Origin of the sequence: Streptomyces sp. SID5469 (assembly GCF_009862865.1) — a bacterium.
Classification (GTDB): Bacteria; Actinomycetota; Actinomycetes; order Streptomycetales; family Streptomycetaceae; genus Streptomyces; species Streptomyces avermitilis.
The window spans coordinates 5,273,467-5,295,831 of the sequence record NZ_WWIN01000001.1 but is presented as its reverse complement, the minus strand read 5'-3'; the positions used below and the strand labels follow the sequence as shown (position 1 = coordinate 5,295,831).

Annotated in this window: 20 protein-coding genes; 9 read left to right on the top strand and 11 right to left on the bottom strand. The window is 68.2% G+C overall.

Translation table 11 applies throughout. From position 1 onward, the window contains the following. Window positions 1-41: 41 nt before the first annotated feature. From gyrB to dnaA, 6 genes are all read right to left on the bottom strand, one after another. Window positions 42-2,120 carry a DNA topoisomerase (ATP-hydrolyzing) subunit B gene (gyrB, locus tag GTY58_RS22620; RefSeq protein ID WP_010985746.1) on the bottom strand — a complete coding sequence of 693 codons (2,079 nt, stop codon included), beginning with the start codon at window positions 2,118-2,120 and terminating at the stop codon, window positions 42-44. A 736-nt stretch (window positions 2,121-2,856) separates the two neighbouring features. Continuing rightward, window positions 2,857-3,402 carry a DciA family protein gene (locus GTY58_RS22615; RefSeq protein WP_010985745.1) on the bottom strand — a complete coding sequence of 182 codons (546 nt, stop codon included), beginning with the start codon at window positions 3,400-3,402 and terminating at the stop codon, window positions 2,857-2,859. Continuing rightward, window positions 3,399-4,520, bottom strand: coding sequence for a DNA replication/repair protein RecF (gene recF / locus GTY58_RS22610; protein ID WP_010985744.1), 1,122 nt, complete (start codon window positions 4,518-4,520; stop codon window positions 3,399-3,401). Before recF ends, GTY58_RS22615 begins: the two co-directional genes overlap by 4 nt. A 62-nt stretch (window positions 4,521-4,582) precedes the next feature. Beyond that, window positions 4,583-5,458, bottom strand: a complete 876-nt coding sequence (gene gnd, locus GTY58_RS22605; RefSeq protein ID WP_010985743.1) for a phosphogluconate dehydrogenase (NAD(+)-dependent, decarboxylating) — start codon at window positions 5,456-5,458, stop codon at window positions 4,583-4,585. A 219-nt stretch (window positions 5,459-5,677) separates the two neighbouring features. Continuing rightward, complete coding sequence (gene dnaN / locus GTY58_RS22600; RefSeq protein ID WP_010985742.1) at window positions 5,678-6,808, bottom strand: DNA polymerase III subunit beta; 1,131 nt, start codon at window positions 6,806-6,808, stop codon at window positions 5,678-5,680. A gap of 1,090 nt (window positions 6,809-7,898) precedes the next feature. Beyond that, a complete protein-coding gene (dnaA, locus tag GTY58_RS22595; protein WP_010985741.1) occupies window positions 7,899-9,860 on the bottom strand; it encodes a chromosomal replication initiator protein DnaA in 1,962 nt (653 codons plus the stop codon). 422 nt (window positions 9,861-10,282) lie between these two features. Between dnaA and rpmH the strand changes: the two genes are divergently transcribed. The 9 genes from rpmH to GTY58_RS22550 all read left to right on the top strand — a co-directional run bounded on the left by rpmH (window position 10,283) and on the right by GTY58_RS22550 (window position 17,278). Then, entirely contained in the window at window positions 10,283-10,420 is a 138-nt protein-coding gene (rpmH, locus tag GTY58_RS22590) for a 50S ribosomal protein L34 (protein WP_010985740.1), read from the top strand. Between the two features lie 18 nt (window positions 10,421-10,438). Next, window positions 10,439-10,810, top strand: a complete 372-nt coding sequence (gene rnpA, locus GTY58_RS22585; protein ID WP_010985739.1) for a ribonuclease P protein component — start codon at window positions 10,439-10,441, stop codon at window positions 10,808-10,810. After that, a complete protein-coding gene (gene yidD, locus GTY58_RS22580) occupies window positions 10,807-11,160 on the top strand; it encodes a membrane protein insertion efficiency factor YidD (RefSeq protein ID WP_010985738.1) in 354 nt (117 codons plus the stop codon). The genes rnpA and yidD overlap by 4 nt, the downstream gene beginning before the upstream one ends. A 3-nt stretch (window positions 11,161-11,163) precedes the next feature. Next, window positions 11,164-12,450: a membrane protein insertase YidC gene (gene yidC, locus GTY58_RS22575; RefSeq protein ID WP_010985737.1), complete on the top strand. Its 1,287-nt coding sequence runs from the start codon at window positions 11,164-11,166 to the stop codon at window positions 12,448-12,450. A gap of 15 nt (window positions 12,451-12,465) precedes the next feature. Then, window positions 12,466-12,978: a R3H domain-containing nucleic acid-binding protein gene (locus tag GTY58_RS22570; protein WP_010985736.1), complete on the top strand. Its 513-nt coding sequence runs from the start codon at window positions 12,466-12,468 to the stop codon at window positions 12,976-12,978. Between the two features lie 161 nt (window positions 12,979-13,139). Then, window positions 13,140-13,856 (top strand): 16S rRNA (guanine(527)-N(7))-methyltransferase RsmG, encoded by a 717-nt coding sequence (rsmG, locus tag GTY58_RS22565; protein WP_037647725.1) that lies wholly within the window; start codon window positions 13,140-13,142, stop codon window positions 13,854-13,856. Between the two features lie 301 nt (window positions 13,857-14,157). Next, the gene (locus GTY58_RS22560; protein WP_010985734.1) at window positions 14,158-15,231 is read left to right on the top strand and encodes a ParA family protein; all 1,074 of its coding nucleotides are present in this window, start codon (window positions 14,158-14,160) and stop codon (window positions 15,229-15,231) included. Then, entirely contained in the window at window positions 15,228-16,331 is a 1,104-nt protein-coding gene (locus GTY58_RS22555; protein WP_010985733.1) for a ParB/RepB/Spo0J family partition protein, read from the top strand. The genes GTY58_RS22560 and GTY58_RS22555 overlap by 4 nt, the downstream gene beginning before the upstream one ends. Window positions 16,332-16,660: 329 nt before the next feature. Beyond that, window positions 16,661-17,278 carry a GNAT family N-acetyltransferase gene (locus GTY58_RS22550; RefSeq protein WP_010985732.1) on the top strand — a complete coding sequence of 206 codons (618 nt, stop codon included), beginning with the start codon at window positions 16,661-16,663 and terminating at the stop codon, window positions 17,276-17,278. A 139-nt stretch (window positions 17,279-17,417) separates the two neighbouring features. Here the strand turns inward: GTY58_RS22550 and trxA are convergent, their stop codons facing one another. The 5 genes from trxA to GTY58_RS22525 all read right to left on the bottom strand — a co-directional run bounded on the left by trxA (window position 17,418) and on the right by GTY58_RS22525 (window position 22,334). Further along, on the bottom strand, window positions 17,418-17,750 hold the full coding sequence (trxA, locus tag GTY58_RS22545) for a thioredoxin (RefSeq protein ID WP_010985731.1): 333 nt from the start codon (window positions 17,748-17,750) through the stop codon (window positions 17,418-17,420). Between the two features lie 43 nt (window positions 17,751-17,793). Next, window positions 17,794-18,765 carry a thioredoxin-disulfide reductase gene (gene trxB / locus GTY58_RS22540; protein ID WP_010985730.1) on the bottom strand — a complete coding sequence of 324 codons (972 nt, stop codon included), beginning with the start codon at window positions 18,763-18,765 and terminating at the stop codon, window positions 17,794-17,796. Between the two features lie 184 nt (window positions 18,766-18,949). After that, window positions 18,950-19,873 carry a hypothetical protein gene (locus tag GTY58_RS22535; RefSeq protein ID WP_010985729.1) on the bottom strand — a complete coding sequence of 308 codons (924 nt, stop codon included), beginning with the start codon at window positions 19,871-19,873 and terminating at the stop codon, window positions 18,950-18,952. Next, window positions 19,870-20,583, bottom strand: a complete 714-nt coding sequence (gene sigM / locus GTY58_RS22530) for an RNA polymerase sigma factor SigM (protein ID WP_010985728.1) — start codon at window positions 20,581-20,583, stop codon at window positions 19,870-19,872. The genes GTY58_RS22535 and sigM overlap by 4 nt, the downstream gene beginning before the upstream one ends. Before the next feature lie 29 nt (window positions 20,584-20,612). Next, a complete protein-coding gene (locus GTY58_RS22525) occupies window positions 20,613-22,334 on the bottom strand; it encodes a protein kinase family protein (protein WP_010985727.1) in 1,722 nt (573 codons plus the stop codon). Window positions 22,335-22,365 lie beyond the last annotated feature (31 nt).

Sequence of the window (22,365 nt, the reverse complement as noted above, 5' to 3'; positions counted from 1 at the left end):
GCTGGTGAAGATCCTTCCTGATGCGGTCAGCTGAGACCGACTCAGATGTCGAGGAAGCGGACGTCCTTGGCGTTGCGCTGGATGAACGCGCGGCGAGCCTCGACGTCCTCGCCCATCAGGACCGAGAACAGGTCGTCGGCCTGGGCGGCGTCATCGAGGGTGACCTGGCCGAGGACGCGGTGCTCCTGGTCCATCGTCGTGATGCGCAGTTCCTCGGCGTTCATCTCACCGAGACCCTTGAAGCGCTGGATCGAGTCTTCCCTGACGCGCTTGCCCGCCTGGCGGCCGAGCTCGATCAGGGCGTCGCGCTCGCGGTCCGAGTACGCGTACTCGAAGTCGTCCCGGCCCCACTTGAGCTTGTAGAGCGGCGGGCGGGAGAGGAACACGTGCCCGGCCTCGACCAGCGGCCGCATGAAGCGGAACAGGAAGGTCAGCAGCAGGGTGTTGATGTGCTGGCCGTCGACGTCGGCGTCCGCCATCAGGATGATCTTGTGATAGCGGAGCTTCTCGATGTCGAAGTCCTCGTGGACTCCGGTACCGAAGGCGGAGATCAGCGCCTGGATCTCCTGGTTCTGCAGGATCTTGTCGATCCGCGCCTTCTCGACGTTGAGGATCTTTCCTCGGATCGGGAGGATCGCCTGGTACTGCGGGTTGCGGCCGGACTTGGCCGAACCGCCGGCGGAGTCACCCTCGACGATGAAGATCTCGCACTTGGTGGGGTCGTTCGACTGGCAGTCGGAGAGCTTGCCCGGCAGGGACGCCGACTCAAGGAGGCCCTTGCGGCGGGTGAGGTCACGCGCCTTGCGGGCCGCCACGCGCGCGGTGGCCGCCTGGATCGACTTGCGGATGATGTCCGCGGCCTCGTTCGGGTTGCGGTCCAGCCAGTCGTTGAGGTGCTCGTAGACCGCCTTCTGGACGAAGGTCTTCGCCTCCGTGTTGCCCAGCTTGGTCTTTGTCTGGCCCTCGAACTGCGGCTCGCTCAGCTTGACCGAGATGATCGCGGTCAGACCCTCGCGGATGTCGTCGCCCGTGAGGTTGTCGTCCTTCTCGCGCAGCAGCTTCTTGTCGCGCGCGTACTTGTTGATCAACGAGGTCAGCGCCGCGCGGAAGCCCTCCTCGTGCGTGCCGCCCTCGTGGGTGTGGATGATGTTGGCGAAGGAGTACACGCCCTCGGTGTAGCCGCTGTTCCACTGCATCGCGACCTCGAGGGACAGGCTCTTGTCCCTGTCCTCGGCCTCGAGGTCGATGACGGTGGGGTGCACCGCGTCTCCCTTGCGGGAGTTGAGGTACTTCACGAAGTCGACGATGCCGCCCTCGTAGTGGTACGTGACGGTCTTGACCTCGTCCTTCTCGTCCGCACCCGCCTCGTCCGCCCCGGCGGTGGCCTTCGCCGACTCGCGCTCATCAGTGAGTTTGATCGTCAAACCCTTGTTGAGGAACGCCATCTCCTGGAAGCGCCGTGAGAGCGTCTCGAAGGAGTATTCGGTGGTCTCGAAGATGTCCGCGTCGGCCCAGAAGGTGACCGAGGTGCCGGTCTCGTCCGTAGCCTCGTTCTGGGAGAGCGGGGCTGTCGGGACGCCCATCTTGTATTCCTGCGTCCAGCGGAAGCCGTCGGTCTTGACCTCGACGGAGACCTTGCTCGACAGGGCGTTCACGACGGACACGCCGACGCCGTGCAGACCGCCGGAGACCGCGTAGCCGCCGCCGCCGAACTTGCCGCCCGCGTGCAGGACCGTCAGCACGACCTCGAGGGCCGGCTTCCCCTCGGAGGGGACGATGCCCACGGGGATGCCACGGCCGTTGTCGATGACGCGCACGCCACCGTCGGCGAGGATCGTGATGTCGATCGTGTCCGCGTGGCCGGCCAGCGCCTCGTCGACGGAGTTGTCCACGACCTCGTACACAAGGTGGTGAAGTCCGCGCTCACCGGTCGAGCCGATGTACATACCGGGTCGCTTGCGGACCGCGTCCAGACCCTCGAGGACGGTGATGGCGCTGGCGTCGTACGAGGCTGTGACTTCGCCGTTCGAGGCTGCGACCTCGCCGATCGAGGTGTTGGCCTCGCCGTTGCCGGCGTCGGTGGACGGGATGTTCTCGTTGGGGTTGCCGGAATCGGCCACGAAGCGCCCTTTCTGGCACAGCACAAGCCGATCTCCCGGCGGGTGGCCGGAGCGGCTGCGGCGTGTTGCGTTGGTAAGCCTTAGTCAGCGTTGCACACCATTTCCCGAAGGTCCCCACTAGTGGGGCGGGATTAGCTTCCAGTCTACCGGTAGCGCCGACAGTGATGGGGGTTTGCCGGTACCTGAGTCCGCATGTGCCGCCCTCAACCGGTCTCGGCCGACTCCCCATATACGGAACGGGGCTCCAAGAGGCTCACAGAGGCACTCAGCGCTTCCGGGTGTCAACCCTTGGCTACTGCGGAGTCAGGAAGATCTTCGCAACCGCACGCGGTCGGCCCCGGCCGACGGCGTGGGCCGGTCGTGGCAAGCGATGAGCGACGACTCGGGGCCGGTCCCGGGCGGCTCCGAGCGAGGGCTCCGCGGTCCTGATTCAGCCGGAGCCGAGGGCTCCGCCGTCGTCCTGGTTCGGCCGGGGGCCGACAGCTCGCCGTACCGGTCGGCGGGGGGCCAATGGCCAGGACCCGTTCCGTGTCCGCCGGCCGCGGACCACTGTTCGAGCCGGTCCCAGGCGGCTCCGAAGGTCGGTCAGGGCCCGGTGCCGGGCAGGCCCGGACAGCGGCCAGGGCCTGCCCCAGGTCCGCCGCGAACGGCGGCTCAGGCCGGTCCTGATCAGCTCTGGAGGGACGGCGGGACCCGGCCCGATCACCCGTTGCCGACGGGCTCGAGCCGCTGCCGGTCACCCGTAGGTGTCGCCGGGGCCCGTGCTCCCAGGGGCGCGCAGGGGGCCGTAACGGCGGGCGGGGCCGCCGGGCCCCTGCACCTTGAGCAGCCGCACGGTGCCGTGCCCGAGGTCCTCGTTGAGGCGGGCGACCAGCTGCGGGGCCAGCAGCCGAAGCTGCGTCGCCCAGGCCGTGGAGTCGCACTGCACGGTCAGAACACGCTCGTCCTCGTCGTACCGCTGCGGCACACAGTGCTTGGCGAGGTCCTCCCCGACGATCTGCGGCCAGCGCCCCATCACCCCGCCCACCGCGGCCGGGGTCTCCCAGCCACGCTCCGTGAGCAGCCGGTTGATCGCCGCGCCGAGCGCCATGGGGTCGCGGCCGTCGGCGCGCGCGCCGGAGCGCAGGCCGCCGCGCCGCGCCTGCCTCTTCTGCTGTGCGGCGTCCCCACGCGCGCGTGCCTGCTCCTTGGCCGCTCTGAGCGCCACGCGCGCGAGGTCCACTCCGGAGGGTTCGGGCGTCTTCTTCGAAGGCTCGGGAGTCTGTGCGGGGGTGTCGCTCATACGCGCTCCACGGTCCCCTCGGACACGGTGTACCGCGTTCCCGCCAGGACCCCCGGCACGTCGTCGTCGACCGCGGCGGTCACCAGCACCTGCTCTCCCGGGGCGACGAGTTCCGCGAGGCGCTCTCTTCTGCGGGTGTCCAGCTCGGCGAAGACGTCGTCGAGGACGAGCACCGGCTCGTTCCCCTCGGCGCGCAGGAGGTCGTACGACGCCAGGCGCAGCGCCAGCGCGTACGACCAGGACTCGCCGTGTGACGCGTATCCCTTTGCCGGAAGCTGGCCGAGCTTGAGGAGAAGTTCGTCACGTTGGGGACCCACCAGGGTGACGCCCCTCTCGATCTCCTGCTTGCGGGCCTCGGCGAGCGCGGCCATCAACTGCTCGTAGAGGGCGTCCCGCGTGTGGGCCTCACCCGGGGCGGACGGCTTGTACTCCAGGGCGATCGGGCCGCCGCCGGGTGCCAGCTGTTCGTACGCCTTGTCGGCGAGCGGCTGGAGCGCGGCGATCAGGTCCAGGCGCTGGGCGAGCAGTTCGGCGCCGGCGCGGGCGAGGTGCTGGTCCCACACGTCGAGGGTGGACAGATCCATGGAACGGCCGCCGTGCCGGCGGGCCAGCGCGGCCGTCTTGAGGAGGGTGTTGCGCTGCTTGAGGACCCGCTCGTAGTCGGAACGGACGCCGGCCATGCGCGGGGAGCGGGCGGTGATCAGCTCGTCGAGGAAACGGCGCCGCTCCCCGGGGTCGCCCTTGATCAGCGCGAGGTCCTCCGGGGCGAACAGGACAGTACGTACGATGCCCAGCACGTCACGGGGTCTGACCTGCGAGGACCTGTTGATGCGAGCGCGATTGGCCTTGCCCGGGTTCAGCTCCAGCTCGACGAGCTGCCGGCGCTCGTCCTGCCGGACCTGGGCCCGGATGATCGCGCGTTCGGCGCCCATGCGGACCAGGGGCGCGTCGGACGAGACCCGGTGGCTGCCGAGGGTGGCGAGATAGCCGACCGCCTCGACGAGGTTCGTCTTGCCCTGCCCGTTGGGTCCCACGAAGGCGGTGACGCCCGGGTCGAGCGGGACCTCGACCCGGGCGTACGAGCGGAAGTCGGCCAGCGACAGATGCGTGACGTGCATGGTCGTTCGCCGACCTCCCCCAGGGTGTGGATCCACGGCCCGTCGGCCCGTGGATCTGTGGATTACTTCTTCTCGACCGCGTGGCCGCCGAACTGGTTCCGCAGCGCGGCGATCATCTTCATCTGCGGCGAATCGTCCTGCCGCGAGGCGAACCGCGCGAACAGCGACGCCGTGATCGCCGGCAGCGGGACCGCGTTGTCGATGGCGGCCTCCACCGTCCAGCGGCCCTCGCCGGAGTCCTCGGCGTAGCCGCGCAGCTTCTCCAGGTGCTCGTCCCCGTCGAGGGCGTTGACCGCCAGGTCGAGCAGCCAGGAACGGATGACCGTGCCCTCCTGCCAGGACCTGAAGACCTCGCGGACGTCCGTGACCGAGTCGACCTTCTCGAGCAGCTCCCAGCCTTCGGCGTAGGCCTGCATCATGGCGTACTCGATGCCGTTGTGGACCATCTTCGAGAAGTGGCCCGCGCCGACCTTGCCCGCGTGTACGGCGCCGAAGTCGCCCTCGGGCTTGAGCGCGTCGAAGATCGGCTGCACCTTGGCGATGTTCTCGGCGTCGCCGCCGTACATCAGCGCATAGCCGTTCTGCAGGCCCCAGACGCCGCCGGAGACGCCGCAGTCGACGAACCCGATGCCCTTGGCGGCCAGCTCCTCCGCGTGCTTCTCATCGTCCGTCCAGCGCGAGTTCCCGCCGTCCACGACGATGTCGCCGGGCTCCAGGAGCTCGCCCAGCTCGTCGACGGTGGACTGCGTCGCGGCACCGGCGGGGACCATCACCCACACCACGCGCGGGCCCTTGAGCTTGCCCACAAGCTCTTCGAGGCTGTGGACATCGGCGACGTCCGGGTTGCGGTCGTATCCGATGACGGTGTGACCTGCGCGGCGGATCCGCTCGCGCATGTTGCCGCCCATCTTGCCGAGGCCGACGAGACCGAGCTCCATCAGTTGTTCCTTAGGTTGCGACGTGGCATGAGGGCACTGCGTACCCGCGAAAGGCACTTTCGTACCCGCGTCCGAGCCTAAACCCGGACGCTCATGCACACCTGTGGGCATACGCGCTCATACGTACGCCCTCACCTGCGGCGTCATCCGAGGGGGCGCGGCGCGCCGCCGGGCGCGACGGGGTCCGGCCGGGCGTCTGCCCGGCCAGGCCGCCGGGCATCAGCCGCTGAGGCGCACCGGCATGATCAGGTACTTGTAGGCCTCGTCCGCCTCGGCGTCCACGGCCGGCTTGCCGGACAGCAGAGCGGGCTTCGTGGACGTCGTGAAGGAGAGCTGTGCCACCGGGGAGTCGATGGCGCTCAGGCCGTCCAGCAGGAAGGTCGGGTTGAAGGCGATGGAGATGTCGTCGCCGTCCAGCTGCGCGTCGACCCTTTCCACAGCCTGTGCGTCGTCGCTGGAGCCCGCCTCCAGGATGAGCACGCCCTGCTCGAAGCTGAGCCGCACCGGGGTGTTGCGCTCGGCGACGAGGGCCACGCGCTTGACGGCCTCCACGAAGGGGGCGGTCTCGATGACGGCGATGGAGTTGAACTCCGTCGGGAACAGCGTGCGGTACTTCGGGAGGTCACCCTCCAGCAGACGCGTGGTCGTACGCCGCCCCGCGCCCTCGAAGCCGATCAGGCCCTCGCCCGACCCCGAGCCGGACAGCGCCAGGGTGACGCTGTCGCCGCTGGTGAGCGCCTTGGCGGTGTCCAGGAGGGTCTTGGCGGGCACCAGGGCGACCGCGGACGCATCCGGGTTCTCCGGCTTCCACAGGAACTCGCGGACCGCGAAGCGGTAGCGGTCGGTGGACGCCAGGGTGACCGTGTCGCCCTCGATCTCGATGCGCACACCGGTGAGGACGGGCAGCGTGTCGTCGCGCCCGGCGGCGATGGCCACCTGGGCGGCGGCGGACGCGAAGACCTCACCGGGGACGGTGCCCGTGGCGTTCGGCATCTGCGGGAGCGCCGGGTACTCCTCCACCGGCAGGGTGTGGAGGGTGAAGCGGGAGGAGCCGCAGACCACCGTCGCCCGTACACCGTCTGTGGAAATCTCCACCGGCCGGTTGGGGAGGGCGCGACAGATGTCGGCGAGCAGACGGCCCGACACGAGGACCGTGCCGTCCTCCTCGACCTCCGCCTCCACCGACACGCGTGCGGAGACCTCGTAGTCGAAGCTGGAGAGGCTGAGAGCCCCGTCCTCGGCCCTCAGCAGGAGGCCGGCGAGGACAGGCGCCGGCGGTCGTGCCGGGAGGCTGCGAGCCGCCCAGGCCACTGCCTCCGCGAGTACGTCGCGTTCCACCCGGATCTTCACCGTAAGCCGCCTCCTGCTATTGCCGGCGCTCTCGCCCTGCCTGGCCTTCGTCGTCTGACTCGGTGTCGTCGATCCCTGTGAGGGGCAGGACACCGGTGACCAGTCTGACGCACCGCACTGACAGTCGTTGCCGCCCTGGGTCAAGTCGCGTCGAGCGGCAGCCGGGGCCGAGACAGCGAGTTGTGCACAGGGCCCCCTTCGAAGCGGATTCCCAGCTCTCTCTAGTTGGGAGTAGTAGTAGGGCCTGTGGAAACCGTGGATAACCTCGTTTTCGCAGGTCAGGCCCCAAATTTTGTCCACTGACCCTGTGGGTGGAGGCGGTGGACAACCGGGGTCATCTGTGGACAGCGAAAAGTTCTGCACACTCGATGCACAGGCTTGGGGCACTTCTCCCCAACGCCGTCCCCAGCTTTACCCACGTTCCCCACAGGCCAACCCGGCACCTTGGTGTGACGCCTTTCACTCGACACGGTGAGCAGGCGCGTCGCGTTGCCGAACAGTGGACAGCCGTGTGGAGAAGCTGGGTTTTGCTGGGGACAACGGGGCTCAGCCTGTGGGCCGCCGGTGGACAACTTGGTGCACAGGCTGTGGATCATCACTCTGTCCACAGTCTGTGGAGATCTTCTGTCCACCAATCCACAAGCTGTTGAGCTGGGACGATGGTCTTTTAACAGCACACCCTGTGGACACGATCTGGACAACTTCCCAGTCCCCAGGGTGTGGACGCGAGAAAGTCCGCATATCTGTGGAGGGCGGCCGTAACTCGGCTCGTATTCGAACAGCGGGTGGACGGTGCACGGCCCGTCGGCGCCCCGCACGCGGCCTCGGAAGCGGCGAAGAACGTCCTTGAGAGCGGCGAAAGACGCCTCAGGACCGGCGAAAGACGTCCTGGGGAACGGCGCTGAACGCTCTCGGAAGCAGTGAGCGGGCCTTTGGGAGTAGCGAGCGGGCCTTCGAAGCGGGCCTTCGGCAGCAGCAGGCGGAGGACGCCTTGCCGCCCTCGGAGAGGCCGAAGGGGCCCTTGGGAAGACGAAGAGGGCGCCCTCGGGAATCGTCCCGGGGCGCCCTCAGCGACGTGCTGCGGTGGCTGTCAGCCGTTCTTGATGCGGTTGGTCAGCTCGGTGACCTGGTTGTAGATGGAGCGCCGCTCGGCCATCAGCGCGCGGATCTTGCGGTCGGCGTGCATGACGGTCGTGTGGTCGCGGCCGCCGAACTGGGCGCCGATCTTCGGCAGGGAGAGGTCCGTCAGCTCGCGGCACAGGTACATGGCGATCTGGCGGGCGGTCACCAGGGCGCGCCCGCGCGAGGTGCCGCACAGGTCCTCCACCGTCAGCCCGAAGTAGTCGGCCGTGGCCGCCATGATCGCGGGCGCGGTGATCTCCGGTGCCGAGTCCTCGCCGCCCGGGATCAGGTCCTTGAGGACGATCTCCGTCAACCCAAGGTCCACCGGCTGCCGGTTGAGCGACGCGAACGCCGTCACCCGGATCAGCGCGCCCTCCAGCTCACGGATGTTGCGGGAGATCCGCGAGGCGATGAACTCCAGCACCTCCGGCGGGGCGTTGAGCTGCTCCTGCACCGCCTTCTTACGAAGGATCGCGATACGGGTCTCCAGCTCGGGCGGCTGGACGTCGGTGATCAGACCCCACTCGAAACGGTTCCGCAGCCGGTCCTCCAGGGTCACCAGCTGCTTCGGCGGCCGGTCGCTGGAGAGCACGATCTGCTTGTTCGCGTTGTGGAGCGTGTTGAAGGTGTGGAAGAACTCCTCCTGCGTCGACTCCTTGTCCGCCAGGAACTGGATGTCGTCGACCAGAAGGATGTCCATCTCCCGGTACCGCTTGCGGAAGCTGTCGCCCTTGCCGTCGCGGATGGAGTTGATGAACTCGTTGGTGAACTCCTCGGAGCTCACGTACCGCACACGCGTGCCCGGGTAGAGGCTGCGCGCGTAGTGCCCGATCGCGTGCAGCAGGTGCGTCTTGCCGAGCCCCGACTCCCCGTAGATGAAGAGGGGGTTGTACGCCTTCGCCGGCGCCTCGGCGACGGCGACCGCGGCGGCGTGCGCGAAGCGGTTCGAGGCACCGATGACGAAGGTGTCGAAGAGGTATTTGGGGTTCAGGCGCGCGGTGGGCTCGCCGGGTCCGGTGGCCGGCGCGGGCTGCGCGGCCAGCGGACCGGGGGCGCCGCTGGAGGCGGGCAGCGCGGAACCGACCGGGCCGCCGCGGTGCACATGACCACTGCCGGGGGACGAGTCCGGGATGTTGCGGCGATCGGGACGCTTGTCGTAGTCGGACCGCTGCTGGTCGTAGTCCGCTCGCTGCTGCTCGTACGAGGGCCGGTCATGGTCGTATGACGGCCGGTCATGGTCGTACGAGGGCCGGTCCTGGTCGTACGACGGACGGTCCATCGACTGCGGGCGGTAGTCCTGCGACGGCGACGCGTACGGGTCGCGCTCGGGGAAGCCGAGGCGCTGCTGCTGCCAGCCGTAGTCGTCCTGCGACGGCCGCGGCCAGGCGCCCGGCTCGGGGCGCTGGTAGTCCGGGTACGCGGGCCGCGCGGTCGGGAGCTGGTCCCCGCGGGACGGAGGCAGCTGGTCGCCGGGGCCGCCCTGGTGGCGGTCGTTGTGGCCCTGCCGGTGGTCGTCGGCGCGGTGACGACCGTACCCCTCGTATCCCTCGCGCCCCCGGCTCTCGTACGGGTCACGGCCCTGGCCGGGGCCGGAGGGGAGCTCGGGCTCCTCGTAGCGCGGCGGGGCGGGGGACGCCGACGCCGGCGGCTCGCCCGCGGAGTCGTCGACAGTGATTGCGATGCGGATCGGGCGACCGCACTCGCGGCTCAGTGTCTCGCTGACGATCGGCGCGAGGCGGCCTTCGAGAACGCCCTTCGCAAACTCGTTCGGTACGGCGAGCAGAGCGGTGTCGGCGACCAGGGCCAGCGGCTGGCAGCGCTTGATCCAGTGCTCGTCCTTGACCTCGACACCCTGGCCGCGGCCCTCGCCGAGGAGTTGCTCGAGTACGCGTGGCCACACTGCGGCAAGATCGGCAGGTACGTCAGCCACAGGGCACGCTCTCTCACGGGGTCCCACGAACGTGTGGTTCTGGGACTAGTCGGGATGTAACTCGGGTGGGGCGGTCTGGAACGAAACAGCTGGGTCGGGGGGAAGGGAACGAATCGGAGTTCAGCCACGGTAGTCAGGGCGACCGGTAGGGTTCAAGTTGTTGTCCCCAGCCTGTGGATAGTGTCCCCCAGTGACCACTGGTTTGACCGGATGGCGTAGCCCCGCGTACCGTGACCAGGTCGAGTTGTCGATGGCTGCTGCCGCCTGCCTCCGATGGGCATAGATCACTTGCTAGTGCTCCTACCAGGGCACTTACCGGTGATCGGGAAGCGGTGCACTCGGGCGTAAGCGAGCTACTCGTGGGCGCACGGTGACAGCCAAGACGGCACCCCGCAACTACCAATTTTCTCTGGAGCCCCCGAGTGAGCAAGCGCACCTTCCAGCCGAACAACCGTCGTCGCGCGAAGACCCACGGCTTCCGGCTGCGTATGCGCACCCGTGCCGGCCGCGCGATTCTCGCGTCCCGCCGTGGCAAGGGTCGCGCCAGCCTGTCCGCCTGATCCCGATCAGGTCATGACGTGCTGCCTACCGAGAATCGGCTGAGGCGGCGCGAGGACTTCGCGACCGCGGTACGCCGAGGACGCCGGGCCGGACGCCCGCTTCTCGTCGTCCATCTACGTAGCGGTGCAACGGACCCGCACGCGCCTGGGGAGAGCGCTCCCCCGACGCGTGCGGGTTTCGTCGTCAGCAAAGCAGTGGGTGGCGCGGTCGTACGCAACAAGGTGAAGCGCCGGCTTCGCCACCTGATGCGTGACCGAGTGGCCCTGTTGCCCCCCGGTAGCCTGGTAGTCGTACGAGCGCTGCCCGGTGCGGGTGACGCCGACCATGCACAGCTGGCCCAAGACCTGGATGCCGCCCTTCAGCGGCTGCTGGGAGGGGGCGCGCGATGAAGTACCCGCTGCTGGCGCTGATCAAGCTGTACCAGTGGACCATCAGCCCGTTGCTCGGGCCGGTGTGCAAGTACTACCCGTCGTGCTCCCACTACGGGTACCAGGCCATCGACCGGCACGGTGCGATCAAGGGAACGGCACTCACCGCCTGGCGCATCCTGCGGTGCAATCCGTGGTCGCTGGGCGGTGTGGACCATGTTCCGCCGCGCAAGCGTCCGCGGTGGCACGAAATGCTGCGTAACGCCTGGCGCGCACGCAAGGGCGGGCCCTCCGCCGCCGAACCGGCCATCGAGGGGCACATTCCCTCGAGCCCGGCCGCAGAGACCCCGTCCCATGTCCAAGGAGCATGATTAGTGGACACGATTGCCAGCCTCTTCAGCTTCATCACGATTCCCGTTTCCTGGGTCATCGTCCAGTTCCACTCGGTGTACGGGAAGGTCTTCGGTGCCGACACGGGCTGGGCCTGGGGCCTGTCCATCGTGTCCCTGGTGATCCTGATCCGCATCTGCCTGATCCCGCTCTTCGTGAAGCAGATCAAGGCGACCCGGGCCATGCAGACCCTGCAGCCCGAGATGAAGAAGATCCAGGAGCGCTACAAGAACGACAAGCAGCGCCAGTCCGAAGAGATGATGAAGCTGTACAAGGAGTCGGGTACCAACCCGCTCTCCTCGTGCCTTCCCATCCTGGCGCAGTCCCCGTTCTTCTTCGCCCTCTACCACGTGCTCAACGGCATCGCGACCGGCAAGACGATCGGCGTCATCGACGATCAGCTGCTGGCGAGCGCCCGTAAGGCGCACATCTTCGGCGCCCCGCTCGCGGCGAAGTTCACCGACAGCGCGGACAAGGTCACTCAGCTCGGCGCCACCCTGATGGACGTCCGGGTCGTCACCGCGATCATGATCGTCCTGATGTCGGCGTCGCAGTTCTACACGCAGCGCCAGCTGATGACGAAGAACGTCGACACCACGGTGAAGACGCCGTTCATGCAGCAGCAGAAGATGCTGATGTACGTCTTCCCGGTCATGTTCGCCATCTTCGGCATCAACTTCCCGGTCGGTGTCCTCGTCTACTGGCTGACCACCAACGTGTGGACCATGGGCCAGCAGATGTACGTCATCCGCAACAACCCGACTCCGGGCTCCAAGGCCCAGGCCGCGTTCCTGGAGCGTCTGCAGAAGCACGTCCTGCACCACGGCAAGACCCGCAGCCGCGGCCAGAGGGCCGTCGTCAAGGCGATCGTCGCCAAGGGGCGCGACCGCAACGAGTTCGAGCGCAAGTTCATCAACGCTCTGACCAAGGCGGGCCTGGCGGCCCAGTCCGACGGCACCATCGGGAAGGGCGAGGCTACCGCCGTCGCCGAGACCGAGGACGGTACGCAGACGACCGGTGGCGCTCCCCGGCGGCAGCAGCCCAAGCGGCAGAGCAAGTCCCAGCGCCAGTCGGGCAGCGCGAAGGCCGCCGGCGAGTCCGAGCCGAAGAGCACCCCTTTGTCGCTGAGCAAGTCCGATGAACCGGACGACGCCAAGCCCGCCGCCAAGCCGGCCGGCGGCGCAAACAAGCCCAGCACCGGTACCCGCAGCAAGGCCCAGTCCGGACAGCGCAAGGGTCCGCAGCGGCCCAAGTCCCCGTCCAAGAAGTAAGAAGGAGTCCATCCCGTGACGGAAGGCACCACCTCCGCCGCCACCGAGGGTGGCGACACCCTGACCCGCCTGGAGCAGGAAGGCGAGATCGCGGCGGACTACCTCGAGGGTCTGCTGGACATCGCCGACCTCGACGGCGACATCGACATGGACGTCGAGGCCGACCGTGCCGCTGTCTCGATCATCAGTGACACCGGCGGCCGTGACCTGCAGAAGCTGGTCGGCCGGGACGGTGAGGTGCTGGAGGCGCTCCAGGAGCTCACGCGCCTTGCCGTGAACCGGGAGACCGGCGACCGCAGCCGTCTGATGCTGGACATCGCGGGCTACCGCGCCAAGAAGCGCGAGGAGCTCTCGGAGCTCGGCGCCAAGGCCGCGGCCGAGGTCAAGAGCTCTGGCGAGCCCGTGAAGCTGAAGCCGATGACGCCCTTCGAGCGCAAGGTGGTCCACGACGCGGTCAAGGCCGCGGGGCTGCGGAGCGAGTCCGAGGGCGAGGAGCCGCAGCGCTTCGTCGTCGTGCTTCCCGCCTGATTCGGTACGTACGTTCCTCCGGCCCCGTCTGTTGCGCAGGCGGGGCCGAAGTTTGTCAGCCTGGTAGTCCCCGAAGCCGTGGAACCCGGGCAGCTGATGGTTCCTGATAGTCCTGGTGGTCAGCGCTCAGTGCGCTTATGCGGTACGGAAGGACGGTCCCCGTGACGGAGGCAGCGGAGCTTCCCCCTGCGCCCGAGCAGGCACGCGAGGTATTCGGTGATCGGTTCGCGGACGCGGTCCGGTACGCGGAGCTGCTGGCCGAGGCGGGAGTGCAGCGCGGCCTGATCGGCCCTCGCGAGGTGCCCCGGCTGTGGGAGAGGCACCTGCTGAACTGCGCGGTGCTCTCCGAGGTCGTGCCCGAAGGCGTGACGGTGTGCGACGTGGGCTCCGGCGCCGGGCTGCCCGGCATTCCACTGGCGCTCGTCCGGGAGGACCTCAAGATCACGCTGCTCGAACCCCTGCTGCGTCGTACGAACTTCCTCACCGAGGTCGTGGAGCTCCTGGGCCTCGACCACGTGACGGTCATCCGTGGCCGCGCCGAGGAGGTCATGGGCAAGATTCCCCCCGTCCATGTCGTGACCGCGCGTGCCGTGGCTCCGCTGGATCGCCTGGCCACCTGGGGCATCCCGCTGCTGCGTCCGTACGGAGAGATGCTTGCCCTCAAGGGCGACACGGCGGAGGAGGAGCTGAAGAGCGCCGCCACGGCTCTGAGCAAGCTCGGCGCCGTGGAGACGTCCGTACTGCATGTGGGTGAGGGTGTCGTGGATCCGCTGTCAACCGTGGTGCGTGTCGAGGTCGGGGAGAGCCCCGGTGGTGTGCGCTTCGCAGCGAAGCGAGCCAAGGCGGCACGGACAGGACGGACGCGTCGACGGCGCTGATCCGTCCTGACGACGAGACGTACTCCACACAAGCTGCCAAACCTACGCATGCCGGAGTGTCGCCAGGGTTCGGCCGTGAGCGCTGTGCATCGTGTTTCACGTGAAACGTCGCTCATTGCTGCACGGCATCATCAGTCGAGGTCGGGCCGCGGCCGAACCCCGCGACCGCAAGCCCCTCGGATCTCTCGGAGAAGACTCCGCTTCCGGCGGGACTTTGTCACCCGTGGAGGGCACGGAGTTGTCCACAGAGGTGGATTTCTCCACAGAACAACGGGCCTCGCTGGTTCACGACCCCGAAGGCATGGGAGGCTCTGTTCATTGCGAGCCTGAAGTCGAGGAGAGTGAATCGTTGCGGTCCGACGCCAACATCGCGGGACCGATGACCGATCCGGTCCCCGGTCCCCGTACCGAGTCGATGGGGGAGGATGTTTCACGTGAAACACCGCCCCCGATGGACGACACTCCCATCGGTCGTGCTGCCCAACTTGCGGTGGAAGCACTGGGCCGGGCCGGCGAGGGCCTGCCACGGCCCGAGCAGACCCGAGTCATGGTGGTCGCCAACCAGAAGGGCGGCGTGGGCAAGACCACGACCACGGTCAACCTTGCCGCTTCGCTTGCCCTGCATGGCGGACGCGTCCTGGTGATCGACCTCGACCCTCAGGGCAATGCCTCCACCGCGCTGGGAATCGACCACCACGCCGAGGTTCCTTCCATCTACGACGTGTTGATCGACAGCAAGCCACTCTCGGAAGTCGTCCAGCCGGTCCCCGATGTCGAAGGCCTCTTCTGTGCCCCCGCCACGATCGATCTCGCCGGTGCGGAGATCGAGCTGGTGTCCCTGGTGGCCCGAGAGAGTCGGCTGGAGCGGGCGATCCAGGCGTACGAGCAGCCGCTGGACTACATCCTCATCGACTGCCCGCCGTCGCTCGGACTGCTGACCGTCAACGCGCTGGTCGCCGGCGCGGAGGTCCTTATCCCGATCCAGTGCGAGTACTACGCATTGGAGGGCCTGGGCCAGCTGCTGCGCAACGTCGACCTGGTACGGGGGCACCTCAATCCCGACCTGCACGTGTCGACCATCCTGCTCACCATGTACGACGGCCGGACGCGTCTCGCGTCCCAGGTCGCGGACGAGGTACGCAGCCACTTCGGCGAAGAGGTGCTGCGGACGAGCATTCCGCGCTCGGTCCGCATCTCGGAGGCGCCGAGTTACGGGCAGACGGTGCTGACCTACGATCCGGGATCGAGCGGTGCCCTCTCGTATCTTGAGGCGGCACGAGAGATCGCACTGCGCGGCGTCGGTGTGGCCTACGACGCGCAGCATGCCCACCTGGGCGCAGAGAACGAACAGAGCATGGTGGAGGGGATCCAGTGAGCGAGCGACGGAGGGGGTTGGGCCGTGGTCTCGGCGCACTGATCCCGGCAGCCCCGACAGGGGAGAAGGCGGCAGTTCCTGCTGCGGCAAGCGGTGGTGGGTCCACGTCGCCGGCAGCGGTGCCGGTACTGACCGCGGAGCGAGGGGTGGCGGCCGCGAAGGTGGCTACGCTCCCGCCTGTTTCACATGAAACAGACGAGCTGTCATCGAACGGATTCGGGGAGGCGCCCGCGGCGCCGGTCGGCGCCCACTTCGCCGAGCTGCCCCTCGACGCCATCACTCCGAACTCACGGCAGCCCCGTGAGGTCTTCGACGAGGATGCGCTCGCGGAGCTTGTCACCTCCATCAAGGAGGTCGGCCTGCTGCAGCCCGTCGTCGTACGGCAGGTGGGTCCGGCGCGCTACGAGCTCATCATGGGCGAGCGGCGCTGGCGGGCCTGCCGTGAGGCGGGGCTGGATGCCATCCCGGCGATCGTGCGGGCCACCGATGACGAGAAGCTCCTCCTGGACGCGCTGCTGGAGAACCTGCACCGTGCCCAGCTGAACCCGCTGGAAGAGGCTGCCGCCTACGACCAGCTCCTCAAGGACTTCAACTGCACGCACGACCAGCTGGCGGACCGCATCGGCCGGTCCCGTCCGCAGGTCTCCAACACCCTGCGTCTGTTGAAGCTCTCTCCCGCAGTCCAGCGCCGGGTCGCCGCCGGGGTGCTGTCGGCGGGGCATGCACGGGCTCTTCTGTCCGTCGAGGACTCCGAGGAGCAGGACCGCCTGGCTCACCGGATCGTGGCCGAGGGACTTTCGGTACGGGCCGTCGAGGAGATCGTGACCCTCATGGGATCGCGTCCGCAGACGGCTCCGCGCTCCAAGGGACCGCGCGCCGGTACCCGGCTCTCCCCGGCGCTGAGTGAACTCGCGACTCGGCTCTCGGACCGCTTCGAAACCCGGGTGAAGGTCGACCTCGGCCAGAAGAAGGGGAAGATCGTCGTCGAGTTCGCCTCGATGGACGACCTGCAGCGCATCCTCAGCTCCCTCGCCCCCGGTGAGGGGCCGGTTCTTCAGCAGGTTCTCTCGGAGGACGACTCCGAGGAGACGGAGAGCTGAGTCGCCGGGTGGCAGGACGGTTTTCCCTATCGGCCGACCACCAGAGCGGATCGTGTCCGGTGTGTACCGGAACACGGTCCGCTCTTTGCTTTGAGACGGTATCGATGGAATCGCATCGTGGATACGATGCTTTCGGGTATGGCGCATCCACCTGACGGCACCGTGATTGGGGAGGCGGGGGCCATGCGAACCGTGAGCCGTACCGGACTGGTGACCGCTGGCCTGGGCCTCGGGGCGGTCGGCGGCTTCGTCGGCAGCCTCCTCAGGGAGCGGAGCGCTCTGACGGCCGCCCGCGACGCTGCGGGCGAAGGAAGCGAGGAACTGCCTTCATGGGGCGCCGGCTCGTACCGCTCACGCTGGACAACCTTCCGGACCTTCCCAAGCGCTGTCGCGCGTGTGTCTTCTGGGAATTGGACCCCGTCAGCGGCGAGGCCGCGGTAAAGGCGGGTACGTCCGCACTGGAGAAGGAGGCGTGGATCTCTGCAGTCCTTCTGGACTGGGGATCCTGCGGCCGTGTGGTCTACGTGGACGACGTCCCGGTGGGCTTTGTGCTGTACGCGCCCCCGGCCTATGTCCCCCGCTCCACGGCGTTCCCCACAAGCCCGGTGTCGCCCGACGCGGTTCAGCTCATGACCGCCTTCATCATGCCGGGATACCAAGGGCAGGGGCTGGGCCGTGTGATGGTCCAGACGGTCGCCAAGGATTTGCTGCGTCGGGGCTTCAAGGCGATCGAGGCCTTCGGTGATGCCCACTGGAAAGAGACGGCGTGTGTTCTGCCCGCGGACCATCTGCTGGCGGTGGGCTTCAAGACGGTACGACCGCACCCGACTTACCCGCGGCTGAGGCTGGAACTGCGGACGACGCTCTCCTGGAAGGAAGACGTGGAGTTGGCGCTCGACCGTCTCCTGGGAGCCGTACAGAAGGAACCCGCCCTGCGCCCGCTGTGACCGATGGCCCCTGTCGCTCCTCGGTGGTCGAGGACGCGTGCTTTCTCTGCCGACGGCCCTCATGCGAATGGGCCAACCCGGAAGGGTTGGCCCATTCGTGTTTCACGTGAAACATCCGCCGCCTGTGTGCGGCGGCGCACTACTCGGCGATGAAGTCCTCGAGGTCACGCACGATCGCGGCCTTCGGCTTCGCACCGACGATGGTCTTGGCGACCTCGCCACCCTGGTAGACGTTCAGGGTGGGGATGGACATGACGCCGTACTTGGCGGCCGTGCCCGGGTTCTCGTCGATGTTGAGCTTGACGATCTCGATCTTGTCGCCGTACTCGGAGGCGATTGCCTCGAGCGACGGCGCGATCTGGCGGCACGGACCGCACCAGGCGGCCCAGAAGTCCACCAGGACGGGCTTGTCGCTCTTGAGGACGTCCTGCTCAAAGGAGTCGTCGGTCACATTCTTCAGGGTGCCGGCCACGGCGGGCTCCTTAACTTGGTGATGCGGTGGGGCGGGAAGGGGGTCAGACAGTGGTCTTCTCGGGCTCCGCGGCGTCCTCGGCGGCCGCGAGCGCGGACAGGAAGCGCTCGGCGTCCAGGGCGGCGGAGCAGCCGGTGCCGGCCGCGGTGATCGCCTGGCGGTAGGTGTGGTCGACGACATCGCCGGCGCCGAAGACACCGCTCAGGTTCGTCCGGGTCGAGGGCGCGTCGACCTTGAGGTAGCCCTCCTCGTCCAGGTCGAGCTGACCCTTGAAGAGCTCGGTGCGCGGGTCGTGGCCGATCGCGATGAACAGCCCCGTCACCGGCAGCTCGGAGATCTCACCGGTCTTGAGGTTCCGCAGCGACAGGCCGGCCAGCTTCGGGTCGCCCTTGATCTCCGCGACCTCGCTGTCCCAGACAAACTTGATCTTGGGGTCGGCGAAGGCACGCTCCTGCATCGCCTTGGAGGCGCGCAGCGTGTCCCGGCGGTGGACGATCGTCACGGACTTGGCGAAGCGCGAGAGGAAGGTGGCCTCCTCCATCGCGGTGTCGCCGCCGCCGATCACGGCGATGTCCTGGCCCTTGAAGAAGAAGCCGTCACAGGTGGCGCACCAGGAGACGCCGCGTCCGGAGAGAGCGTCCTCGTTGGGCAGGGCCAGCTTGCGGTGCTGCGAGCCGGTGGTGACGATGACTGCCTTGGCCTGGTGCACGGTGCCCGCGGTGTCCGTGACGGTCTTGATCTCGCCCGTCAGGTCGACGGCGACGACGTCGTCCGGAACCAGCTCGGCACCGAAGCGCTCGGCCTGCGCGCGCATGTTGTCCATGAGCTCGGGGCCCATGATGCCGTCCTGGAAGCCGGGGAAGTTCTCCACCTCGGTGGTGTTCATCAGCGCGCCGCCCGCGGTGACGGCGCCCTCGAACACCAGCGGCTTCAGCGACGCGCGTGCGGTGTACAGCGCCGCCGTGTAGCCGGCGGGCCCTGAACCGATGATGATCACGTTACGGACGTCGCTCACGGCTTGATTCCTCGTCTCTGGAGACTGCTTCGTACTACCGGTGGGAGCCTCTCTCAGAACTCTCACCCCACCCAACGGATCCTAAGGGGCCAGCATTCCCGGTGTGTCCGGGCACACGGAGATGGGGCGCCGCACACAGATGCCATGGGGCGCCTGGGAAGAGAGCGATTCGACGCGGCTGGGCTCAGGACCGCGCGTACGAGCGCTTCAGCAGAACCTTGCCGGGGGCTGGCGAGGCCTGCTTCGTGCAGGCGGCATCGACGACGTAGGCCGCGACGCGCGTGCTGTCGGAGGAGTCCGGGGTCACCAGGAGATAGACGCCGACTCCCTCGTAGACACCCTTGTCTGCGGCGAGCAGCACGTGGTCATCGGGGATGGCCCGCTCGATGCAGGTGGGCACCTTCACCGTGGCGGTCCCGAAGGTGTTGTTCGGCTTCATGCCCGTAGCCCCTGTGGAGTCGGACTCGATACCCATCGACGGCTTGCCGCTCCCGGTGCGGCCACCGGCCTTCTTTGTGGAGAGCAGGTCCGCGACCTGACTCCCCAGTTTGCCGTCGGAGTAGGTGTGCGCCGCATCGGTGTGAAGTGCCGAGGGACCGGAGGTCTTCCCGGTGTCGTCATTCAGCGTCTGTACCCACAGTGTCCCCAGCCCCAGAGCGGCGGCGGTGAAGACCGCGCCGAGGGCGATCCGGCGGCGACCACGGCGCCTGACGTTCGTACGGCCGGGGCCGGTCGCCGCTCGAGGACGACCAGTGGGGCGGTCGGCCGGAGTGGCGGCCGATGTTTCACGTGAAACATGAGCGGTCGCGGACTCCGCAGGAGCAGCGACCCCGGAGTCGAGGGCGGGTGCGGAGGAGTCCAACAGGGCCTCTGCGGCGAGCGCCGCGTCGATGCGCCCCGCTACGTCGTCGGGCATACGAGCCGGGGTCGGCAGCGTACCCAGCAGCCCGCGGATCTCCTCCAGAGAGTCGTAGACGTCGGCACAGAGGACGCAGTCGTCCAGATGCCGACGCACATCCGCGGTACGGGAAGGCGGAAGAAGGCCTTCGGTGAGGTCCGAGATCTCCTCGACTTCTGGGTGTCCGGCCGTGTCGGTCGTGGATGTCACGCTCGCCCACCTCCGCCCTTCACAGCAGCTGAATCGCTTGGCCCTGCATCATGTGGTCCCGCTGCCGGTGGGACGGATGCACCCTGCGTCCGGTTCCTTCCGCCGGCCGACTTCTTACCGGCCTCGCCGCCGCTCTCCGCGCGGAGATGGGTGAGCAGCGGCAGAAGTCTGGCTCTGCCGCGCGCACAGCGGCTCTTCACCGTCCCTGTCGGTACGTCGAGGATGCGGGCCGCCTCAGCCACCGGGTAGCCCTGCATGTCCACGAGGACGAGGGCGGCTCGCTGGTCGGCCGGCAGAGTACCCAGTGCCTCCATCAGCTCGCGATGCAGATCGTTGCGCTCGGCGGGGGCGGATGCGGACTCGTGCGGCTCCAGGAGTTGTTCCAGGCGTTCGGTGTCGTCGACGGGGGACGTCTTCCTGGAGGCGGCCTTGCGGGCGCGGTCCAGGCAGGCATTCACCGTGATGCGGTGCAGCCACGTTGTGACGGCCGACTGGCCGCGGAAGGTGTGGGCGGCCCGGTAGGCGGAGACCAGCGCGTCCTGGACGGCGTCAGCGGCCTCCTCGCGGTCCCCCAGCGTCCGCAGCGCCACCGCCCACAGCCGGTCGCGGTGGCGGCGCACGAGTTCCCCGAAGGCCTCGGGGTCGCCCGCCACATGGCGGGAGAGGAGGTCCTGATCGCTTGCGGTGCCGTACGCGGCCTCATCGGCCATCGGACCCCCTCCCCGTCATCGACGAGCTGTCAGCCAGTGAACTTCACATCGGTGATCGCTTGCTTGTAGCCGGCGCCGCTGTACTCGTCCTTGCCCGAGTAGGGGGCTGCGGTGATCCACACAAGCACATACCGCGTCTTCACCGCCTTGGCAGCGGAGATCTTCAGTTGCCGACCGGAGGTCGTGGCATCGGCGCCGTCGATCTTCTTCATGGAGCTGAGTGGGGCCGACGACGAGAGTGAGTCGGCCGCGTACAGCGACACCGTGGTGTGATTGCCGCCGTAGTTCAGCCCTATTGAGGCCGCCGACAGGCTCCGCGCGGATCCCAGGTCGTAGACGATGCCCACACCCTGCTTGAACGGCGCCAGCACCGGCCCGCCGTTGTACGAGTAGGTGCGCCAGTAGGTGGAGCTGTCACCGTCGTAGGTGAGCCCCACGTCCTTGGCGTGCTGCGGCTTCCCGTCCGGGTAGTACTCCTGCGCATCCTGGATGGTGATCGGCTTCAGAGGTGTGGTCTTGCTGCCGCCCTTGTCGTTGCCGTCCGTCGTGTGCGTCGGTCCGGTGTCGTCGGACTTGCGGTGGTCCATCAAGACTTCCGCGAGCTGCCAGCTGCCCAGGCCCAGCGCGGCGATGAGCAGCCCGGAGACAGCCCACTTGAGAGCCTTTCCGGTACGGCTCTGCAGCGGGGGCGGCGGGGCCGGAATGGCCTGTGTGACACCCGGACGCGGCATCTGGCGGCCGTACGTGCCCTGCTGGTACGTCGTGCGCTGGTACTCCGGCGGGGCGGTGAACGCGGGCTCCGGCGGGCGGATGCGCGGCATCTCGCTGATCGCCTTCACCAGTTCCTCCGGCGTGGTGCACGGCGGCTCCTGACGTGAGGCGGTCGCACCGTCGTTGACGAGCGCGCGCATGGCGAGCTCCGACAGACCCCGGTGGACGCCGGCCCGCACCTGGTCGGGAGCGATGAGCCCCACGCCCTTGGGCAGCCCGGAGAGACCGTATGCGTCGCTCTCGTACGGCCAGCGCTGGGTGAGCGCGGCGTACAGGAGCGCGCCGATCGCTTCCGTGTCAGTGCGCTGCGGGGTGTCGGAACTGATGCCGCGCAGCGCGGCGTTCACGGCGAGCCCGCGGATACGCCACTGCCCGGACGAGGTGCGCAGCACGGCACCCGGGTTCAGCCGCAGATGCGAAAGGCCCTCGCGGTGTGCGGCGGCCATGGCCTGGGAAACCTGGGTGACCATCTGGTAGGCCTCGTGCACCTCCAGCGGGCCCGAGGCCAGCAGCGTGGTCAGCTCCGTGGCGTCGGGCAGCCACTCGTGCACCACATAGACGAGATCGTTCTCGTCGACGGCGTCCAGGACCTGCACGAAGCGCGGGTCGCCGAGCAGCGCCGACGAGCGGGCCGCGGCCAGCACGGAGCGGGCGCGCGTGTGATCGGCGGGCAGCAGATGCACGCCGACGGCGCGACGCAGCTTCTCGTCCACGGCACGCCAACTGCTGAAACCGTCCAGACGGGTGACGCACTCTTCGAGACGGTAGCGTCTGGCGAGTTTGTGCCCGCTGTGCAGTTCGGGCGGTGAGGCCTTTCCGGGACTCTCGGTCCCGCCGCTCCCCTGTGCCTCTTTGCTGTCCGTGTCCCGCTCCCGGTTCTGGGCCACCCCGTCGGACGTGGACTGGTCCGCCTTGGCGGTCAGCGGCTCATCGCCGCTGTTGTCTGCCACGTCGACGGCAGCCGTGCTCCGTTCCGCCACCGTCGTCCCTGCCTCCCCATCCGTTGCGCGC